16 protein-coding genes are annotated in these 15,581 nt (G+C 71.0%); 6 read left to right on the top strand and 10 right to left on the bottom strand.

Annotated features, from left to right (window positions below):
* Positions 1-22 precede the first annotated feature (22 nt).
* Positions 23-604, top strand: a complete 582-nt coding sequence (locus tag AB0I83_RS18735; RefSeq protein WP_363305370.1) for a TetR/AcrR family transcriptional regulator — start codon at positions 23-25, stop codon at positions 602-604.
* A 159-nt stretch (positions 605-763) separates the two neighbouring features.
* Here AB0I83_RS18735 and AB0I83_RS18730 read toward each other — a convergent pair whose 3' ends face one another.
* Both AB0I83_RS18730 and AB0I83_RS18725 read right to left on the bottom strand, forming a co-directional pair.
* Entirely contained in the window at positions 764-2,077 is a 1,314-nt protein-coding gene (locus AB0I83_RS18730; RefSeq protein ID WP_363305369.1) for an MFS transporter, read from the bottom strand.
* Positions 2,074-2,673 (bottom strand): helix-turn-helix domain-containing protein, encoded by a 600-nt coding sequence (locus tag AB0I83_RS18725; protein WP_356530631.1) that lies wholly within the window; start codon positions 2,671-2,673, stop codon positions 2,074-2,076. The genes AB0I83_RS18730 and AB0I83_RS18725 overlap by 4 nt, the downstream gene beginning before the upstream one ends.
* A gap of 300 nt (positions 2,674-2,973) precedes the next feature.
* Here AB0I83_RS18725 and AB0I83_RS18720 point away from each other — a divergent pair, with 300 nt between their 5' ends.
* Together AB0I83_RS18720 and AB0I83_RS18715 are read left to right on the top strand one after the other, a co-directional pair.
* Positions 2,974-3,252 carry a hypothetical protein gene (locus AB0I83_RS18720; RefSeq protein ID WP_363305368.1) on the top strand — a complete coding sequence of 93 codons (279 nt, stop codon included), beginning with the start codon at positions 2,974-2,976 and terminating at the stop codon, positions 3,250-3,252.
* Positions 3,253-3,365: 113 nt separating this feature from the next.
* Complete coding sequence (locus tag AB0I83_RS18715; RefSeq protein WP_363305367.1) at positions 3,366-4,517, top strand: DUF418 domain-containing protein; 1,152 nt, start codon at positions 3,366-3,368, stop codon at positions 4,515-4,517.
* Between the two features lie 52 nt (positions 4,518-4,569).
* On the opposite strand, the gene AB0I83_RS18710 is transcribed toward AB0I83_RS18715, so the two are convergent.
* The 8 genes from AB0I83_RS18710 to AB0I83_RS18675 all read right to left on the bottom strand — a co-directional run bounded on the left by AB0I83_RS18710 (position 4,570) and on the right by AB0I83_RS18675 (position 12,841).
* On the bottom strand, positions 4,570-6,387 hold the full coding sequence (locus AB0I83_RS18710; protein WP_363305366.1) for a TraM recognition domain-containing protein: 1,818 nt from the start codon (positions 6,385-6,387) through the stop codon (positions 4,570-4,572).
* The gene (locus tag AB0I83_RS18705; protein WP_356530638.1) at positions 6,384-7,949 is read right to left on the bottom strand and encodes an ATP/GTP-binding protein; all 1,566 of its coding nucleotides are present in this window, start codon (positions 7,947-7,949) and stop codon (positions 6,384-6,386) included. The genes AB0I83_RS18710 and AB0I83_RS18705 overlap by 4 nt, the downstream gene beginning before the upstream one ends.
* A complete protein-coding gene (locus AB0I83_RS18700) occupies positions 7,946-9,442 on the bottom strand; it encodes an SCO6880 family protein (protein ID WP_363305365.1) in 1,497 nt (498 codons plus the stop codon). Before AB0I83_RS18700 ends, AB0I83_RS18705 begins: the two co-directional genes overlap by 4 nt.
* Positions 9,443-9,583: 141 nt before the next feature.
* Positions 9,584-10,771 carry a hypothetical protein gene (locus AB0I83_RS18695; RefSeq protein ID WP_363305364.1) on the bottom strand — a complete coding sequence of 396 codons (1,188 nt, stop codon included), beginning with the start codon at positions 10,769-10,771 and terminating at the stop codon, positions 9,584-9,586.
* Positions 10,772-10,777: 6 nt separating this feature from the next.
* Entirely contained in the window at positions 10,778-11,563 is a 786-nt protein-coding gene (locus AB0I83_RS18690; protein ID WP_363305363.1) for a hypothetical protein, read from the bottom strand.
* A 30-nt stretch (positions 11,564-11,593) separates the two neighbouring features.
* Positions 11,594-11,911, bottom strand: a complete 318-nt coding sequence (locus AB0I83_RS18685) for a hypothetical protein (RefSeq protein ID WP_356530643.1) — start codon at positions 11,909-11,911, stop codon at positions 11,594-11,596.
* Positions 11,912-11,966: 55 nt separating this feature from the next.
* Positions 11,967-12,248 (bottom strand): hypothetical protein, encoded by a 282-nt coding sequence (locus AB0I83_RS18680; RefSeq protein ID WP_363305362.1) that lies wholly within the window; start codon positions 12,246-12,248, stop codon positions 11,967-11,969.
* Positions 12,245-12,841 (bottom strand): DUF6668 family protein, encoded by a 597-nt coding sequence (locus AB0I83_RS18675; protein ID WP_363305360.1) that lies wholly within the window; start codon positions 12,839-12,841, stop codon positions 12,245-12,247. The genes AB0I83_RS18680 and AB0I83_RS18675 overlap by 4 nt, the downstream gene beginning before the upstream one ends.
* 191 nt (positions 12,842-13,032) lie before the next feature.
* On the opposite strand from AB0I83_RS18675, the gene AB0I83_RS18670 reads away from it, so the two are divergent.
* The 3 genes from AB0I83_RS18670 (at position 13,033) to AB0I83_RS18660 (ending at position 15,570) form a co-directional block, all read left to right on the top strand.
* Positions 13,033-13,854, top strand: coding sequence for a transglycosylase SLT domain-containing protein (locus AB0I83_RS18670; protein ID WP_363305358.1), 822 nt, complete (start codon positions 13,033-13,035; stop codon positions 13,852-13,854).
* Positions 13,855-13,868: 14 nt separating this feature from the next.
* Complete coding sequence (locus tag AB0I83_RS18665) at positions 13,869-14,792, top strand: hypothetical protein (protein ID WP_363305356.1); 924 nt, start codon at positions 13,869-13,871, stop codon at positions 14,790-14,792.
* 268 nt (positions 14,793-15,060) lie between these two features.
* Positions 15,061-15,570 carry a sigma-70 family RNA polymerase sigma factor gene (locus tag AB0I83_RS18660; RefSeq protein WP_363305355.1) on the top strand — a complete coding sequence of 170 codons (510 nt, stop codon included), beginning with the start codon at positions 15,061-15,063 and terminating at the stop codon, positions 15,568-15,570.
* Positions 15,571-15,581: the final 11 nt, after the last annotated feature.

Here is a 15,581-nt window from a genome sequence, read left to right as displayed (position 1 = left end):
CCCGCGAGGTGAGGGCGGCCGGTTGCGGGCCGACATCCTGGCCGCGGCGACCGGCCTCATCGACCGCGGCGACGAACGCACGCCGACCCTGCGGGCGGTGGCCCGGCAGGCCGGGATCGCCGTTCCCTCGATCTATCCGCACTTCGCGGACCGCCCGGCCATCATGCTCGCGCTCGTCCGGGAGGCCTTCGACGAGCTGTCCGGCCGGCTCGTATCAGCCGTGGACGCCGCCGGCGACGACGCGGAGGACCGCCTTTACGCGGCCTGCACCGCCTATCTCGACTACGCGGACGCCCACCCCGAGCGCTACCGCGCGATGTGCGGCGAAATGGCACACCCCGCCGCCGGTGGGACGGCAGGCCAGGACCTCGCCTCCCTCGGTGCGCAGACCCTGCGGATCCTCGTGGCCACCCTCACCGACTGCGTCACGGCCGGGTGCTCGACCAGTACCGACCCCTGGGCCGACGCGATCGCGCTCCGGGCCGGCCTGCACGGACTCGCCCACCAGCGCTCCGTGGCCCACGTCCATGCCCGGCCCGGCGATCTCGTGAGGCCCATCGCGGCTTCGCTCTCGCGGCTCGGCCCGGGACGCGCCACGTCCTGAACCCGACTCGTGCGACGGGAAGGGCGTCGGTGAGCCGGTCGGGTACACGGGCGTGCTTCGGCGCCGCGCCCGTGCACCACGCCCGCGGCCGGAACGCGTGGCCGAGCCGGCACTCGGCCGATACCGGCTTCCGGAGATCTGAGCACGCGCATCTCGTGATCATGGAGGGCTGCCCGCGGGAGCCCCCGCGTCGCCGAGTGGGGCGACCGTGTCCTCCGGAGGCAGGGAGCGGACCCGCGGTATCGGTGAAGCCAGCAGCCAGAGCAGGGACAGCGCACCCCCGACGGCACCGATGAGCAATGTTGCCCGCAGACCGAAGGCGGTGGCGAGCAGGCCGCCGACGACGGCCCCGACGGGACGTATGCCGTAGTTGACGGTGCTGAACGCGCCCGCCACCCGGCTGCGCATGCCGTCCGGGATCACGCTGGTCTGAAGGGAGTTGAGGTTGACGTCGAAGAGCATGACGCCGACTCCGGAGAGGAACTCCGCCGCGGCCAGCGCCCCGGCGCGGGCCCAGAGCGGGCCGCCGGCGCCGGCCGCGATCGCGATGGGCGCGGGAAACAGCACGGCGCCCACGACGATGCTGTGACCCACACCTATACGCCGCGAGATCCTCGGAGCGAGAACGGCGCCCAGCAGGGCGCCGGTCGAACCGACCCCCAGGGCGAGTCCGATGGCCCCGGCGGACAGCCCGAGGTCGCGGCTGGCGAAGAGGACCATCAGCCCGCTGCCTGCGACGAAGGTGAAGAAGTTGACGGTGGTCGCGCAGCCGAGCCCGGCACGAAGCACCGGGTTCCGAGCGACGAAGGCCATCCCCTCCCGGGCGCGTCGCAGCAGTGAAGGTCCTGCTGCTCCGTCGTCGCCGGCGGGCGACTCGACAAGTGGGATCCGCCCTATCAGGATTGCGGACGCCAGGTACGACAGGGCATCGACGACGACGGCGACGGGCGCGCTCAACGCCTGGACGAGACCGCCGCCGGCCGCCGGGCCGACCACGTGCGACATCGACCGGCTGGCACTGAGCTTGCTGTTCGCCTCGACGTAGGACGAGCGGGGCACGAGCTGGACGAAGAAGGGCGGATAGGCGGTGTTGAAGAGCACCGCCGCAGTGCCGGTCAACAACGCCACGGCGTACAGCTGACCGAGGCTCACCACGTCGAGCAGGTAGGCCACGGGGAGGCTGAGCAGGACCGAACCGCGCACCAGGTCGGCCAGGACCATCAGGCGGCGTTTGCGGGCCCGGCGGTCGACCCAGGCCCCCAGGATGATCGCGAGCAGGTTCGGGATCCAGATGAGGGCGGTCAGCCAGGCCACCTGGTTGGCAGAGGCGCTCAACGCCGTCACGGCGATCAGCGGCAGCGCCAGTTCGGTGATCCGGTCGCCGAACTCCGAAATCGACTGCCCCGCCCAGAACCGACGGAAGCGCCGGTCCTGCCACAGGGATATCGGGCCGCCCGCCTCCGGGGCGGTCACGGGGTCCCTCCGGCCTGCTCCTCGTCCTGCTCCGGCAGGACGTATCGCATCAGCCGGACCCCGCGGCTGCCGGTCGGGCGCTCGGCGGGTTCTCGTGTCACGTAGGGCGCCAGCACCCGCTCGATCCCGTCCTGAATCGCCGCGAGCTCCTCCGCCGAGACGACCACGCGCGTGTTGGCCAGGCCGGACGCCTTCTGCCACAACGGGTCCAGGCCCGGCTCGACTTCGGCCGCCCACCTGCTCGGCAGATCTCCGTAGCGCGCGAACATCACCCGGGACAGCGCTCGGGCAGCAGACCTCCCCTCCTCGCTCTCCGGTGACTCGAACCGGAAGCCACGGGCTGCCGCCTCCCATCGCCGCTGCCTGCGGTCCGCGCCGGCCTCGGCGTCCCGCACCAGGCCGAAACCCGCCAGGTGCCGCAGGTGCCAGCTGGTCACCGAGGGAGTCGCTCCCACGTCGGGAGCGAGTTGCGTGGCCGTCGCCGGCCCGTGCCGTAGAAGGCGATCGAGGATCGCCAGCCTCACCGGATGCGCCAACGCCCGCATCACTTGCGGATCAGTGATCTCGATATCGCCGAGCCGATTTCCGGAGTCCATGACGTGAGAGTGTCCTCTTACATATTGTGAGAGTCAACTCTCACGTTCGGGAGTGCGGGCGGCTCGAGAGGATGACGGGCCTTCACCTCCGTCGTCGGCGCCGCCTCCACCGCGGTCCCCGGCACCGACCTGCTGCGACCGGTTCCGCGCAGGCCTGCCCGCCAGGGCTCGGCCCGCCGTGGTGCGGGGCCCTTGGTCGGCGAGGTGAACCCATCGGATGCGGAGACCGTTGTGCCCTTCCGACACCCGATCCGGTGTCGGTCCGGCATCTCGCAACCGACAGGTCCAGGGAGTACGCACATGCCTGAACGCGTTCCGGCCCAACGCATCGCACCCCAGGGCCTGTTGAAGCGTCGGCGCACCGAGGTGAACGCGGCGGCGGCCCCCGCACCGCAAGGCCTCGCCCCGCAGCCCGCCACCCCGCGCCGGCCCCCGCCGGCGAGCGGCCGGGTGCTGCGGCTGCCCGTCTCGCCGCTGCCCGCCGCGCTGCTTCCCCTGCCCGAGGGGTTCGACCTGGCGCCGGGGGCCACGACCCACCTGGCGGATCCCGCACGGAACCCGAAACGGTGGAAGGGCTGAGCGCGACCGGCAGCGCGAGGAGCGCCCACCGTCCGTCCTACCCGCCGTACCGGTCCCGGAGGCCCGTCTTGCATTCCCCGCGCCGCACACCCGCTCTCCGCGACGCAGAGGCGGTGCCGAGGCGTCACCGGGTAGGAGATGTCGACGTACTCCGCGGATTCGCCCTGCTGGGGATTCTCCTGGCCAACGCCCCGGCCATGGCCGGACCCCACATGGGTCCGGGCGGTGAGCTGTCCGCGTCATGGACGGACGCGGTGGCCGGATGGACGATCACGACCCTGGTCAGCGCCAAGTTCTATCTGCTCTTCTCCTTCCTGTTCGGGTACAGCTTCACGCTGCAGCGGGCCTCGGCCGAGCGTGCGGGGGCGCCGTTCGCCCCCCGCCATCTGCGTCGGCTGACCGCTCTGTTCCTGCTGGGCGTCGCGCACGCGGTCCTCCTCTTCCCCGGCGACGTCCTGGTCACCTACGCGGTCCTGAGCCTCGTCCTGTTCGGGGTCCGCGACATCGCACCCCGTACAGCCGTACGGGCCGCCGCCTGCCTCGTCGCAGGTGTCGCGGCCTGCCTGCTGGCCTGGGGCCTGCTCACCGTCGCCCTCGCCGAGCCCGGACCCGGGCAGGACGTCACCGCGGCGGTGCGCGAGGTGGCCGCGTCCTACCGCGGCGACTTCGGCTCGGTCGTCCGCATCAACCTGGAGCGGTGGGGCGGTGCACTGGGGTGGAACCTCCTTTACGGCGCCGACATGCTGGCGGCCTTCCTGGTGGGACTCGCAGCCGGTCGGCGTGAACTGCTCGCGCAGACCGACCGCTACCGCGCGTGGATGGTGCAGATCGTCGTCTGCGCCCTGCCCCTCGGCCTGGCCGGCAGCGCCTTCATGGCCGTCTGCCGCAAGGGGCCGCTGGACGCGCGGTGGTACGACGTCGGGTCAGCCGTCGGCGTGCTCACCGCCCCGGCCCTGACGGCCGCGTACGCCTGCGGTCTCCTGCTCCTGCTGCGCACCCGGTCGGGAAGCCGGATCGCCGGTGTCCTCGCTTCGGCCGGCCGCCTGGCCCTGACCCACTACCTCACCCAGTCCCTGGTCATGGCACTGGTCTTCACCGGCTACGGACTGGCCTGGTACGGCCGCTTCGGCGCCGCCACGCTGATGGCCGGGTGCCTCGTCCTCTACGCCGTCCAACTCGCCTACAGCGGATGGCTGTTGCGGCGCTTCCGGTACGGGCCCGTCGAGTGGCTGCTGCGCGCGGCGACGCTGGCGCGCAGGCCCTGAGCGCTCAGGGCCTGCGCGGACCAGGGCTCGCGTGCACCAGGACCTGCGCGGATCAGGGCTTGCGCAGTGACACCGCGTTCCTCTCCCACTTGCTCACGCCGTCGGCCGGAGCCGCCTGACCGGCCCAGGAACGGGCGGCCCGCTCGGTGATGGCGGCCGTCTCGGCCTTGGCAGCCGCCGAGATCAGACCCGCGTTCGCCTCCTTGTACCAGGGGCGAAGCCTGATCAGGGCGGGCCGCACGCCGGTGGCCAGCAGCAGCGCGCTGCCCTTGGGCAGAGCCCGGATGCGGTCCGCGGGCAGCACCGGGTCCAGCCGGTAGGAGTAGGAGCGCGAGGTGCCGTCCTTGCTCCGGGAGACGGACGCCGTGCGTACGTCCTGGTTGCCGACGAGTTTGGACACCTTCTCCACGAAGTCCGCGTCGTCGAGGCCGGCACCGAGCAGCTTGATGGTGGCCGCACTCCACAGGGCGTCCATACCGGCCTCTCCCCACACCCGGCTGCCCTGGCGGTAACTCTGGAGCAGGGTCACGACGTTGATGCCGCGCGAGCCGAAGTGGCTGTACAGGTCGGGCAGGTCGGAGATGCGGCACACGTTGGCCGCCTCGTCGAGCACCGCGGTCATCGGAGGGTCCAGCCGTCCGCCCATGCGCTCGGCGGCCATCACACCCGCGCGCATCGTCGTGTCGGCGAGCCCCGCGATGACCCCGGCGGCCGAGCCGCCGCCGTCCTTCGACAGCAGGTAGAGGGTGTCCCGGGCCAGCACGTGATCGTGCGGTTTGAACTGCGGAAGCGCGGGGTCGGGCGTCACCCATCGCACGATCTCCGGGTCGAGCAGACAGGCGACGCACTGCCGGGCCGTCTCGTAGATGCCGTCGCGGGTCTCCACCGCGCCCCGGACCGTGCCCTGCAACTGCTCGGCCATGGCGTGCATCTCGACGTCCCGCAGCAGGTCGACGGGTGTGCGGTCGGCGGGGTCGGCGAGCCAGCCAAGCAGGTCGAGTACGGAACCCCCGCCGCGTGCGGCGGCCAGGAACAGGGCCGTGAGGGTGTTCTGGGCCGCGGAGATCCAGAAGTCCTTCTTCGACTGGTCGTCGTTGACCGAGGCGACGAAGTGCCCCGCCAGGCGACGGGCGCCCTCGATGGTGTGGCAGTCGGAGAGGATGTCCCACCACATCGCGCGCGGTGAGTGGGCGATGCCCTGCGGGTCGAACGTCCACACCCGGCCCGCCTTCTCGCGCTCGGCCCGGGTCACGGCGTACACGTCGGACTTGTTGGACGTCAGCAGCACCGCGCCCTGGGCGCGCAGCACACGTGGCACCGCGATGCCCGTCGACTTGCCGGCGCGCGGGGCCATCAGGTCCAGCTCCACGTCCTCGAAGGAGGACCGCAGTTCCGGGCCGCTCGGATCCAGATCTCCCAGGAGGTTGCCGGTCTCGTCCGGGTGCAGGTGCTCGCGGCCCTTGAGCGAGGGCCGCAGCTCACGGGCCCGCTCCGCGATGCCGGCGGGGGACAGCGAGGCGAGCTCCCGGTTCCCGGCCAGACCCTTGGGCCTGGCGACGTACCGCATGACCCGTCGCGCCACCAGCACGACGGCGGCGACGGCCGAGCCGAAGACCAGGGCGATGCCGGCGACCACACCGGCGGGCGAGGCGTCCGGCCAGATCCTCGTCGGCCCGCCGGTGAGGAACGTGCCGAACGTGGCCAGGGTGAACGGCGGGGTGTGCCAGCCCGAGCCGGTCAGCGCCGCGCCCACGGTCCCGCCGAGCCACACGCCGCCGAACAGCACCAGGCTCGCGCCCGCCACGAGCACGATGGCCCACGGCGCCATCTCGCTGCCGTAACTCCTGCCCCCGGACGAGTTCCCGCTCATGCGCGTCCCGCCCCGTTCTCGTGCCACCGCTGTACGCGGCCGGCGACGTCCGCGGACGCCTTCTCCACGGCCTGCTCGTTCTCGGCCCAGCGCTTGTTGGTGTCGTGCAGACGCCGTTCGGTGTCGGTGATCGCGACCTGGATCGGGATACCGGGCCGGCCACCGACCTTGATCAGGAAACGTCCGCGGCCGGGCGGCTCCTCGCGGTCCCCGTGCGCGGCCCATCCCGGAGGCGAGGACCACGAGGCGACCAGTTCGATCTCCCGGCGGGACAGGCCCACGATCTGGCCGAGCTCCTCCATCTCCTGGCGCGGCAGCCCCGCGCAGACCACCATGCCGGCACGTTCGACGAAGCCGCGCGCCTTGACCCGGTCGGCGTCGGTGCCGAGCGATTCGGCGTCCTTGAGCGTGTGGGTGATCTTGGCGTCGCCCAGACCGAGACTTCGGTTGAGCCGGGTCAGGGCGTCGATGCGGTCCACGATGCCCGAGGCGGCGCGCAGTGGCCGCCACAGCTCGTCCAGCACCGTGAAGAACCAGCGCCGTGGCCTGAGTCCGGCGTCCGCGAGGGCGTGCGAGGCGGCCACCGTACCCAGGCCGTCGGACCAGGCGGCCAGCATCGCGGCGGCGGTGAGCTGGGTGTCCGCCTCGCCGATCCGGGAGATGTCCACGCACACCGCGGACGCGTCCAGGTCGATACGGGTGGAGGTCTCGGAGGCGAACGTGTCGCCCAGCGGACCGTCCAGGACGCCCAGCAGGGACCGGTGCAGCGGGTCCACCGCATCGCGGTAGCGGGTCTCGTCGCCACGGTCCAGGGTCACCGCCCGCACCCGGTCCGGCCCCTCGGCCAGGACGCGCAGGAGGTCGGGCAGCAGCGGCTGGCGGCCGGGTTGCGTGCGCTCGCGCAGATGGTGGAGCGCGGCGGACAGCACCGACTGCTCGTGGTCGTCCACAGGGCGGTCGCGCACGATGGTGACCAGCGCGGCGACCATGTTCAGGACACGGCCGTGCGTCTCGGCGCTCAGCACCCGGCCGGCCTCGCCGCCGATGCGCTGGGCCGCGGCGCCCATGGCCCCGGGGTCGAGGACGTTGATGCCGCCGACCCCGCGCCCGATCGAGATGACCTGGCCGCCGAGCGCGCGCACGGTGTCGGCGTAGTCGGGTTTGAGGTCGCCCAGCACCAGTGGCACCACACCGGTGGCGGCCAGTCCGATGAGCATGCGGTTGACCAGGGTGGACTTGCCCAGGCCCGGCATACCGAGCATGAACAGCGAGGGGTTGGAGATGTAGTGGGCGCGGGTGAACCACGACAGCGGGTCGCCGCACACCGTGGCACCGGTGTAGAGGTGCTGGCCCAGCGGTACGCCGCTCATGGGGGCACCCGAGCCTGCCGCGAACGGCCAGAGCCCGCACGCCTGGACGGTCGTGGCCCGCCACATCGTCGGCGGGTCGAGGTTGGCCACCTGGCCGCCTCCGGGGCCGGGCCAGCCACGCGGGGGGACCAGCCGCTCCCTGGGCGGGGCCGGAGGCTTCTTCGTGCTGCCGGTCGTCTTCCTCGTTCTCACAGTGCTTCCTTCAGCTCGCGCGGGACCAGGGTGTACTCCCACGGCAGGATCCCGGTCGGCAGCGTGCAGCTGAACGCCGCCGCCTGCATCAGGTCGGCCGGGCGCATCAACAGCCGTGCTCCGGCGAGTTGGTTGCGGATGGAGGTGTTGGCGTCCTCCAGGTCGGCGGCGGAGTCGACCGTCACCGTGACCATCAGTGAGAACTCGACCAGGCCGGCACCGGTGGCCTCCTCGACCGCCGTCTGTTCGGCGGCGCTCACCTCGTTGGCGGCTCGCGCCTGCACCATGCCGCGTCGTGAGGTCGCCATGAACTGGGCCGCCCTGCGGTCCGACTCGACGATGCGCGCCGAGGTCGCCGGGTCGATGGGGCGGTACAGCAGCGCGACCCGCTTGCGGCGCGTGCCCGGAGTGGCCTCCAGCAGACCGTGCAGCACGTTGGCGCGGACCGTGCCGCGCGGTGCGAGGGTGAGCATCCAGGTCCGGGACACCCCCGAGTCGTGCAGGTAGGCGTTGGTCTTCTCCACGGTCGCGGAGGGGCCCGCGTCGTCCCACTCCAGTCCGGTGCCGCCGTGCTGGGCGCGGGCGTCCAGCACGTCCCCCGCGACGGACGGGTCGTAGGCCACGCGTACGACCTCGGCGATGCGCTCGGCCGACAGCGGGGCGGCGGGCCCGCCGCCCGCGCCCACCACTCCCGCCAGCAGGCCGGGGATGCGGATGGCGAGGTCGGTGATGATCTCGTCGGTCTTGCGCCTCTGCCCGGCAGGCGCGCCGTAGGTCAACGAGATGTAGGTGTGCATCTCGGAGGACGCGCTCGGGTACCGCTGGACCACTTCCTCCATGACCGCGCGTGCCGCGGCCGGGGCGTCGGGGCGGATGCGCGGCAGCAGTTCGTTCGCCAGCCTGTTTCCGGTGTCTGGGGCGGTCTCCACCACCACGGCGGCCCCGCGCAGGCCAGGTTCGGAGGACAGCCGCGCCAGCCACTGGCCCCATGACGCCACCCAGGTGTCCACCTGGTCGGGGTCGACGAGGGAACCACCGTCGGGCTCGCAGCCGAGCACGATGGTGTAGAGGTTCCGGCTGCGGTGGTGCAGCACGCCGAACGGCTGGTCGTAGGCGTCCCTGCCCTCCCTGACCTTGACCCGGCTCAGTAGCCCGGGCGGACGGAACCGCCCGCCCGGCCGCGAGGACAGCGGCCCCGAGACGTAGGTGGTCGATCCCTTGGACTTGCGGTTGAACCAGCTGATGCGCAGCGCCAGGAGCTGGTAGACGTTCCGCCCGTCCTGCGTGCGCGCCATCAGAGGCAGGAGGAACAGGGCCTGGGCGACGACGGCGAACAACGTGACCTGCAGCGAGATCAGCGACAGCATGAGATCCACGACGATGCCGCCGAAGACCCCGATGGTGCCGATGAGGCCGAGCGGCCCCAGCCCGGGCCGCCTGGGCCTGCGCCAGTTCCCGTACGTGGGATGGACTACGGGAGCTTGGGTGGACATGGGGATACCTGCTTCACTTCCGATGAGTGGATCATGGGGCCGGCGAGGGGTGTGTCACGGTCCGGGACGGGCCCGCGAGGCCCGGACCGTGCGGCGGGTGCAGGGCGGGAGGGATCCCGCCGTACACCCGCCCGGTGGAGGTCAACGTTCGTTTCGCTCCTGCTTGTTGGCGCCCTCCACCCCGCTCTGGGTGACGTCCGCCGCTCCCTTGGCGACCTTGGAGGCCACGGCCGCCGCTCCGAGCACCGCCGCGCCGATGACGGGGACCGCAGCCCCTGCCGCCGCCGCGCCGCCACGAGCCGCAGCCGCGCTTCCGCCTCCGCCGCCTCCGGACGAGGAACCGGCTCCTCCGCCTCCTCCACCGGACGAGGAACCGCCGCCGCCCTGCTTTCCGGAGGCACCGGTCGCGCCGCCGCTGGCCCCTGACGGGGCCTGTGCCCCGGCGGCACCGGGGCTCACGCGGCTGATGGCTCCGCCGGCGATCGACTTGGCTCCGGAGGCGATACCGCCGGCCATGCCCATCGTGGCCTGCCCGGCCGAGTCACCGCCGAGGGCCTCCGTCGCCGGGACGATCACCCGCATCAGCGCGGGCAGGGCGATCGCGGACAGCAGGAGCAGGCCCATTCCTGCGATCTGTGTGTTGACCTGGCTGGCCTTCTGGGCGTTCACCATGACGGAACCCGAGTAGAGCACCAGGCTTACCGTGGGCTTGTACAGCAGCCAGGCGATCAGCCAACCGATGTGCTTGCGCCACCAGTTGCCGCCCCAGTCCGTCATGGACGCGGCGGCAGCCAAGGGGAGCGTGCCCATCAGGATGATCATCACGCCGAGCCGGATCCACATCAGGAGCGCGTGGATGATGCCGGAGAGGAGAAGAAGGCACCCGACGACGAGCAACAGCATCGCCGGGACGCTGCCACTGCAGTCGATACCGTTCATCAGGTTCTTGAGGCTGTTCTTGAACAGGTGACTCGAGTACCTGTCCATGAGTGTGGCGAACGTGATGATCACGCTGCTCGCAGCCGTGTTGACCAGGGTGACGCGCAGCACGCCTTTCAGCGCGGTCTGGCCCGCCTCGCCCCGCCTGTCCAGGGCCATCTTGATCGCGGCGAACAGGATCGAGCCGACCGCCATGTAGACGACGATCCACTGGGTCTGCCGGTTGATGATTCCCGACGACTCCTCGTCGTAGGAATCGATGTCGCCCACGGCCTCGAAGATCCCGAGTGCGCCACGCATCACGATCTTGGCGACCATCTCGATCATCGCCTGGATCGGATCGTCGAACATCCCGAAGAAGTCGAGTCCACCGCCGCATTTCTCGGCCAAGTACATCTATTTCCCCCAGGCTGTGAAGTCGCCGGGCTTCGCCTGCTGCACCGATGAGTAGAGCGACCCGTCGGCGTACGGAGCGATCTTCCAGTCACCGTCGCGCCAGTGCACGGACACCGACGTCGACAGGTAGCCGCCGCTGGGATTGGTGAGGAGCAGCCGCACGTTCGCGGTATCGGCCGAGTAGGACGCCAGGGAGAACCCCACGAAGCGTCCGATGGGGCTCTTCTCCAGGTCCGTCGCCTCGGCATCGGCCTTTGCGGTGACGAACCTGTCGCGTAGTTTCCCGGGGACGACCTGCTGCTCGGCGGCACTGCGCCAGGTGATCCCGCTCAACTGGACGGGAATGACGTGTGCGGCGAGCACCGCACCCGTGGGCGTGTGGGCGAAGCACCACCACACGGAGCTGCCGGTCTGCAGCGGGCCGGCCGTCGGTGAGGTGGGAACCATGATGGCGACGAGCTTCTGCCACCGCAGGTCTTTCGGCGTGGTGGTCGGCAGGGAGGCGTCGCGGTCGTCGGGACGGCAGTTCGCCGGGCGGCCCTCCGGACCGCTCCGCACCTCCTGCGGATCACCGGGGGAGAGCGGGCCGCTCAGCCCGGAGAGCATGTCCCTGCTGCCGGCCGCGACCTCGGACTCCTTGGTGGACGTGTCGGTGGTGGTGCCGCTCAAGAGGGCAACCAGCGTCATGACCAGGAGGAAGCCGAGGAATCCGGCCGAGTTGATCCACCCGCGCTGTTTGTAGAAGGGCCCGTCGACCGGGTCCTTCCTTCGTATCGACCTGAACATGTCGCTGATCTCTCTCGCGGCCCTCCGTTACTACGCGAAGACGAACGAGATGATGGGCCCCGCGGTGGCGACGAGGACGCAGCCTCCGAGCACCATGCCCAGGCGGCTGAGGTGTTCGGAACCCTCGCCGCGCTTCATGGACACGGCCATCATGATTCCGGTGACCAGGACACCGGCCACGCCCGCGGCCGTGCCGGCCCAGCCGGCGATCCCCAGCACGGTGTCGACCGCGTCGGCCAACGCCCCCGGAGCCTTTCGTTCCGGATTGGGCACCTCATCGGTTCCGCCTCCTGCTGAGGCGAGGTAGTTCCAGCCCGTGGCGTGGAGGGAGTACAGGGCGTCCTTCATGGGGTCTCCGTTGTCGTGAAGCAGTCAGATGTTCAGGTGCCGTGCGGCGCACGGCTCAGGGGGGAGGCAGGAGGTAGGGATGGATCACGTAGTTCACGAGGGGCCCCGCGGTCATGCCGAGAATGCAGGCGCCCATGACGATGGCGAATCCGCGGAAGTAGGTCGCGCCCTCGCCCATCTCGCCGCGGCGCAACTGGAGTGCCATCTGGGTGCCGATGACGATCACGCCTGCCACCGCCGCGGCCGTCACCACCCAGGCGAAGTTGCCGAGCAGTTCACTCGCCTGGGGGTTCGGATCGAACTTGCCGTTGGGTGCGAATTCGTCGGCGAGGTTCATCGCGGTCCCGCTTTTCGTCGGGGTGCGCCGGAGGTGAGTTCCGCCAGCGCGCGTACCTGCTTCGGCAGCGGATCCACCTCCGTGCCGAGACGCCAGGCCGGGATCCACGGAACGCGGTGGACCTCGGCTGCGGAGCGCAGCACACGCACCCGTTGGCCGAGCCGGCGCGGCAGCCGTCCCGGGGCGTCGGCGACCAGCACCAGGGCGATGAGGTGCACCCCGTCGGGGTGATCTCCCAGGCGCAGCGCGTTCAGTGCCTGGGACGCCGCCCGCATGCCTCCGGCATGGGTACGTGCCACCAGCAGGACTCCGCCGGGTTCACCCCTGGCCGGCTCCGGCCACCGGCGGCCCAGGTCCGCGCCACCCAGTACGCCCACGAGCGTGCTGGCCCCGCCGCCGCCGTGTGCGTTGACCCAGGCGACGCGCTCGCCGCGGTGCGGCGAAGGCTCCTCCTCGGCCGACCCGGCGTTCCCGGACCGTGGTGCCGGCCCGGACGCCTGCGGTGACACAGCTGTCACCGGGGCGGCCTGCTGGGTGGCCGGTCCACGAATCCACATCTGCGGGCCGGCGGATCCCGCCGGTGGGACACCCATGAGCGTCCATCCCTTCCCTCGGTTGCGAGCTACGGCGACGAATCCCGCATTGAACTGTTCGGCCGCTGTGTCCGTTGCGCCGTACGAGCCCGTGATGATCCGTCGGGCAGCCACTACGGGAAATCGCACGACCTGGTTCAGCGCTGCGCGCAACCGGCCGTGCGGGCGAGCACTGAGGGGAGCGACCGGCCGTGGGCGCAGGTGCCAGCGGGAAGAGCCAGCCGTCCGGCGGCAAGGGGATGAACACCACTCTCGTGGTCGCCGGCGCGGGCGCGGGATTCATGGGATGCCTGTTCAGCCCGCTGATCATCCTGATCCTGCTGCTCGGGGTGATCGTCGTGTGCGCCATCGGCGTCATCTTCTGGCCGCTTGTGCTCATCTGCCAGATCTTCGGCTGTGGAGGCGGCGGCGGCGCGACGGTGGACAACGACAAGGTCGCGGCGGCGTTCGACGGTGACGGAAAGGGCGAGATTGCCGAGGGCAGTGTGCCCGCCGACTACTCCGAGTACATCGCGGACGCCGGGAAGGAATGCGACCAGATCGGCGCGATCGTCATCGCCGCTCAGCTCCAGCAGGAGTCGATGTTCAACGCGAAGCTGGTAGGTCCCGACGGCGCCAAGGGCATCTCCCAGCTGCCCCCGGACAAGTTCGAGGAGTTCGGCGAGGACGACGACGACAACGACGAGACCTCGGCCCTGGACGCGGGGGACTCGATCAGGGCGCAGGGCAGGTACATGTGCTCACTGGCCGACGACATCGACGACCTCATCGCCAACAACGAGTTGAAGGGCGACGACCTCGACCGCCTGGACCTGACCCTGGCGGCGTACGACCTGGGTCTCGACGCGGTCAAGAAGGCGAAGGGCCTGCCCGACAACGGCGGCGCACAGGCCTACGTCTTCGGCGTCAGGACGTCGTTCGCCCTGTACTCGGGCGCCGTCGAACTTCCCGAAGGGTCCGCCTACCCGAGCGTCAGCGCGCTCCCCACCAGCACGAAGTCACCAGAGGAATGAGAAGGAGTCCGCGGGTGTTCAGGAAGCACATCGACCAGGACCGGACCGGGCGGGACGCCGCGGAGCCACGGCAGACGCCCGTCCTGGAGGTCCTGATCGACTCCGACGGCACGGTGCTGGTCGACGGCGTGCCCTTCCCCGTTCCGGACGGCGAGCCCGTCAACGCGGCCGTGCTCGACACCATGCAGCGCCGGGCGCGGGCCGGGGACCGTCCCGTCGAGGCGCTGATCGTCGACCGAAGGGCGGAGTACGCCACCCGCATCGAGGTCACAGCCGACGGTGCGAGCCGGATGGTGCGCCAGGAGCCGTACGAGGAGCCGTCCGGGACGGGGCCCAGGCCGCCGGCGGCAACCGAACCCGCCTCGGAGGCCGGAGATCCCTCCGCCGGACGGTCGTCTGCGCCCGGGGCACCGCCCGCCGGACCGTCCGCCGAGGACGCGCCGCCCCTCGGCGCGGGTTCGCCGGTGCCGGTCCCGGACCAACTGGTCGGACTCGTCGCGCGGATCGGCCAGGCCATCGACACCGGTGCGCTGGAGCTTGCGGCGGCGCTCGCGTTCAGACTGCGGGAGTACGCGATGCGCACCTTCGGTGCCGAGCACCCGTACACGCTGGAGGCGCAGGCGCTGGAGGCGTTCGCCGCGCACAAGAGCGGAAACCACGCCGCCGCCACCGTCACCTGCCTCGACCTTGCCACGATCCGCCATGAGCAGGGTGACCCACGTGCCCATGAGGACCTGCTGCGCGCGGTCGCCGTGTGGCGGCTGATCGACGACCTGCCGTCGGCCGTCGACCACAGCAGAGCTCTGCTCACCACGTGGTCCAGGTTCGCCGAAAAGGACGATGCGACCGTTAAACATCTCGATTTGGGTAGGGGTGTGGACCACCGTATACGCGCCCTTGCCACGGAGAACGCGACGTCCGAGGCAGGGGTGGCATGACGTAGAACGCGCAGGTCGGCGGCGGGAGCGCTCTGAAGGAGAGGGGGCTCCTCGTGCGCCGCGCGACCGTCCGGCGAGGCGGAATCCACCGCTCCGGCGTCAATCGAACGTCAATGCGATGTGGAGATCCGCTCGTAACACTCCCCCGATCGAGGCGAGTCCGGCCTCGAGACCTGACCTCTCACTGAGGTCATGGAGCGAGGGAGTAAGTACGTTGAGCTGGACAGTGATGGGCTCCTTGGGAGCGGTGAGCGCTACGGAACGCGCGATGCGCACGCTCCACGACGAGCAGGCGGGCGCGCTCTACGCCTACGTGGTAAGGCTGTTGAACGGTGACCGCTACAAGGCCGAGGACGTGGTGCAGGAGACGCTGCTGCGTTGCTGGCGGACCCAGGACCTGACGTCCGGTCAGCCCCTGCGGCCGTGGCTGTTCAGGGTCGCCCGCAACCTCGTCATAGACGAGTACCGGATGCGCAAGACCCGCCCCCAGGAGGTCAACGGCAACACCTGGCTGGAGGATCTGCTGACCAGGCCCGACGACGTGGACTGGCTGCTCTCCTCCCTGCTGCTGAAGGAGGCGTTCAGGGAGCTGTCGCCCGCTCACCGCGAGGCGCTGTACGAGACGTACTTCTACGGCAGGTCGATGCGTGAGACGGGTGAGGTGCTCGGAGTCCCGCCGGGCACCGTCAAGTCGCGCGTGCACCACGCGGTACGTGCCCTGCGACTGGCCATGGGGGTGGTCGAGTCCGCAGGCGGGAAGTACGTGTCCGCCGCGTGAGTACGCCGTCG

The organism is Streptomyces sp. NPDC049970, from assembly GCF_040660235.1.
GTDB lineage: Bacteria > Actinomycetota > Actinomycetes > Streptomycetales > Streptomycetaceae > Streptomyces.
The sequence above is the reverse complement of the archived record's forward strand: the minus strand, read 5'-3'. Positions and strand labels throughout refer to the sequence as shown.